The organism is Pseudomonas sp. NPDC098747 (genome assembly GCF_044760045.1).
GTDB lineage: Bacteria > Pseudomonadota > Gammaproteobacteria > Pseudomonadales > Pseudomonadaceae > Aquipseudomonas.
On record NZ_JBIWAL010000103.1, the window covers coordinates 1 to 3,557 of the forward strand.

A 3,557-nucleotide genomic window follows, 5' to 3' on the forward strand; every position below is an offset into this window, starting at 1 on the left:
TGGTGCATTTTTGTTTTTCGTCGCGGAGAATAAAACCATGAGCCTGCCCATCCCTGTGTATTCCACTTACCAAATTTCGAGGGCAGCGGATGCCTTCAATGCATGGCTACCGTGCCCGTTTCGTCGGGCGGCGTTGCTCGGCTGGACCGAAAACACATTGGTGATATGGGCGATGACGCGACAAGTTCGCCCGGATTTATCGGATGCTTTTGTGCTGGGCATGGCCCGTAAACAGTATCGCGAATGGATTAAAGGCAATGGCGACTATCAATTAATGGCGCCGGTGGCGCGTCAGTCGGCCCCGCAGTTGGCGAACGTTTAAACATCAGTAGTCACATCCAACGGCGGCGGTAATTAACCGCCGCCTTTCTCATTGCCGAAACTGATTAATATGCGTTGGAAAGTGTGTCGCGAGTAGTGCCCGTTGCACTTCACCCCGCTTCATTGCGGCTCATTGCACTTTATTTTGTGAAATGCCGGATATCGCGCCACTCATACACAAAAGTAAAAGCCGGTATTAAGTCAGCAGGCAGCGCGAAAACAATAAGGCAACTGGCTTTTTCGCCATGACGGCGTAAATCCGTACCGGGCGGAAATTAGTTAATTCGTCTGGGCTTGTTCGCAAAGAGCCAACACCGTTTGTTTGATTTTGACCGCCTTTTCAAAATGGTCGAATTGGTTTTCCATGATCCACCAGTTCGCGGCTTGCATGAGCAACGGCGGGTTATCGTTTTTATTGGCAAAAAATGCATAAAACGAAAGTCCTACGTTTTCGCCTTTTTGCTCAATCTTTCGAGTGCAGACGTCAAGGATCTTGTTAATCAGTTCTGGCGGCATTGCTTAACCTCTCGGCGGGTGAATGTCTGATATTCAGGATATCGCGTTACGAGCCCATGCCGCCCCTTGTGTGGGGCGCACAGAGGGTGCAGAGCCATTTGCCTGGACGGGTAAACCGTGGGGCTCAATCACGACCGTCTCAACGTCGCTGGCTGGCCGACTTGAGCGAGCCCAACCGCTCGTTTAATCACGATTGAGGCGGGTTAGCTCGCGCCTATCAGGATCAAACACCAGCAAAGCCCGGAATACACGCTTGGCCTGTGAAAACGGTCCGTGTGCGCTCTGACAAATTTTGAGCATTTCTGATTTTGCTTGCCGTCAGTCGAAGCGGAGAATGGGCCCAACGAAATGACCTACACTCAACCTACAGGGAACTTTCAGGAGCTCTCCATGAAAAAGCTTTTACTGCTGCCACTCGCTTTGGCCTTCGCTTCTAACGCCGCCATCGCCGCCAACTCGGTTGACTTGCGTGTCACCGGCACCATTACCCCGGCAGCCTGTGATATCACCTTGGTGGGGGGAGATGTCGATTTCGGCTCGCTCAGTGGCAGTGACCTAAGTAGCACCTCAGACACACCCCTTACCCCAATAGTGAGGAATTTGAATATTCTGTGTACTGGAGCAACGCAAGTTGGTATTACAGCTATCGACAACCGTGCTGGTACTAATGCTTCCCACGCCTACGGTCTTGGCGTGGACTCTGCTAGCGAAAAAATCGGTGGCTATGCTATTGACTTTAAGGCCACGACGACTGATGGAAGTGCAGGCCAGCTGACTCGAAGCAATGATAGCGGTGCAACATGGACTCGCATGTCTAGCGGTTTTATTGAGCCCAGTCCAACACAAATTTGGTCGTGGGCGGCTACAGGCACAAACGCGCCAATACCGGTCACTTCAGTTAATCAAGAGTTTGAAATTGATGCGTCTATCGCTGCGACCAATACACTGGATACCAGCACTGAAATTACCCTCGACGGTTCCGCCACCATCGAACTGGTTTACCTGTAATTCGCTGACCGCTGACCGCTGAACTTGTTGAGCGACCGGTGCAATGCCGGTCGCGTCATGCAACACCGCTTTGCGGGGCGGCGTAGTAACAGCATGGAGTTCCCCCAAAGAACTCCGAACAGATATCTTGCTGCTAAACGTCCCACCACCTTTATGGGGCTATGCAGTCACTGAATCGGTCTCGATTGGGCTCCTGCTCATTCAGTGACTCGCCCCAACCTAAACGCCAAGCCTCGCCAGCCAGTCGTACAGATAACAGCTAATCTTTATTAAGCATTTTTGATTTTTCTCACTCTTGGCCCCAGCGGATGATGAGCTCACTGATGAACTCATCAGAAAATTTTCAATCTCTGGAACTCGTCATGAAAAAGTTTCTCCTGCTGCCGCTCGCCTTGGCCTTTGCTTCCAACGCCGCCATGGCCGCCAATTCGGTCGATCTGCGTGTCACCGGCACCATTACCCCGGCGGCCTGCGATATCTCGCTGACGGGTGGCGATTTCGACTTGGGCGCCATCAGCGGTAAAGATTTGTCCGCTACCAAAACGACAGTTTTCCCGGAAATGACAGGGAAAACGTTGTCGATTGCTTGTAGCGGCGCTACTCAGGTTGCCTTCAAAGCCATCGATAACCGCGAGACTTCTACTCCCTCCAGTCTTCCCTTTCAAGGCACCCTCTTCGGTCTCGGGACCGACAGCCAGGGCGCTCCGATTGGAGCGTATCAATTGAGGGTGTACCAGCCTTCGATTTTGGTGGATGGCTCCACCGGCTACATCAAAACGAAGGTTGACGGCGCCGGCTATTGGGGCTCATACGGATATCCATCTGTACATCTGAATAGTTACAACGTGTCCCCAACACTTTATGCCTTGGATGCTGGTCCGGTCGGCGGCGGGGCGCAGCCGCTGCCAATGACCAACGCCAGCGCAGGGCTTAAGATGGTTGCGGCCATTCAGCCGGAAAATACCCTCGATACCAGTACCGATATAACCATTGATGGTTCCGCCACCTTCGAACTGGTTTACCTGTAATTCGCTGACCGCTGAACTTGTTGAGCGACCGGTGCAATGCCGGTCGCGCTATGCAACACCGCTTTACGGGGCGATGTAGTGACGGGAGCGCACTCTTCCCCAAGCAGAGCTTCAGCACCCTCCCATTGCTGCAATGCCCCACCTTATTAGTCGTTTTATAAGTGGAGTATATGAACCGTTCAAAAGCGAAGGCAGAACGCAGCGTGGTGCAAAGCCGTAATGCTGGTGCTGCAATCCGCAAGGCCAAACGATTGCGAGCTATTAAGGAATATGCCAAAGCGAACAAGGTGACTATTGCCCACGCGATGATCCACTTCATGTAAGTCCGATATCTGATCATTCAGGGTGCGCGAAATACGAGTGGTTTTGAGGACTCGCTTTTTTCGTGGGATCGGCGGCAACGGAATCCCACCTGATAGCTAAATCCTGAGTAACTGGCGCAATGCTGAAAACTCAATAGCAAGATCGCTTTGCGGGGCGCTGTAGTCGTTGAACGGAAAGAGTACGAGGCTTTCCCATTCATTGGCTACGGTCCCCACCTTGTTTCAGTTGTACCCGTCATGTTTGCGGGGCGCTGTCGTTACTGAGTAGGTCGCGTGTAGAGAGCTCCTTCCCTTTCAGCGGCGACAGCGCCCCACCCTATACCGCTACGTCTCCTGTCAAACCTTCGATCCTTCGCCAATC

General features: G+C 52.6%; 5 protein-coding genes. 4 read left to right on the forward strand and 1 reads right to left on the reverse strand.

What is annotated here, in order from left to right:
• Nucleotides 1-322, forward strand: a 322-nt coding sequence (locus ACIQVE_RS28730) for a hypothetical protein (protein ID WP_402815219.1), incomplete at its 5' end; no start/stop codon positions are given.
• Between the two features lie 278 nt (nucleotides 323-600).
• On the opposite strand, the gene ACIQVE_RS28735 is transcribed toward ACIQVE_RS28730, so the two are convergent.
• Complete coding sequence (locus ACIQVE_RS28735) at nucleotides 601-837, reverse strand: DUF6500 family protein (protein WP_402815221.1); 237 nt, start codon at nucleotides 835-837, stop codon at nucleotides 601-603.
• Nucleotides 838-1,227: 390 nt separating this feature from the next.
• Here ACIQVE_RS28735 and ACIQVE_RS28740 point away from each other — a divergent pair, with 390 nt between their 5' ends.
• The 3 genes from ACIQVE_RS28740 (at nucleotide 1,228) to ACIQVE_RS28750 (ending at nucleotide 3,196) form a co-directional block, all read left to right on the forward strand.
• Complete coding sequence (locus tag ACIQVE_RS28740; RefSeq protein ID WP_402815223.1) at nucleotides 1,228-1,845, forward strand: DUF1120 domain-containing protein; 618 nt, start codon at nucleotides 1,228-1,230, stop codon at nucleotides 1,843-1,845.
• Between the two features lie 323 nt (nucleotides 1,846-2,168).
• The gene (locus tag ACIQVE_RS28745) at nucleotides 2,169-2,873 is read left to right on the forward strand and encodes a DUF1120 domain-containing protein (RefSeq protein WP_402815225.1); all 705 of its coding nucleotides are present in this window, start codon (nucleotides 2,169-2,171) and stop codon (nucleotides 2,871-2,873) included.
• A gap of 170 nt (nucleotides 2,874-3,043) precedes the next feature.
• Nucleotides 3,044-3,196 carry a hypothetical protein gene (locus ACIQVE_RS28750; protein ID WP_402815227.1) on the forward strand — a complete coding sequence of 51 codons (153 nt, stop codon included), beginning with the start codon at nucleotides 3,044-3,046 and terminating at the stop codon, nucleotides 3,194-3,196.
• Nucleotides 3,197-3,557: the final 361 nt, after the last annotated feature.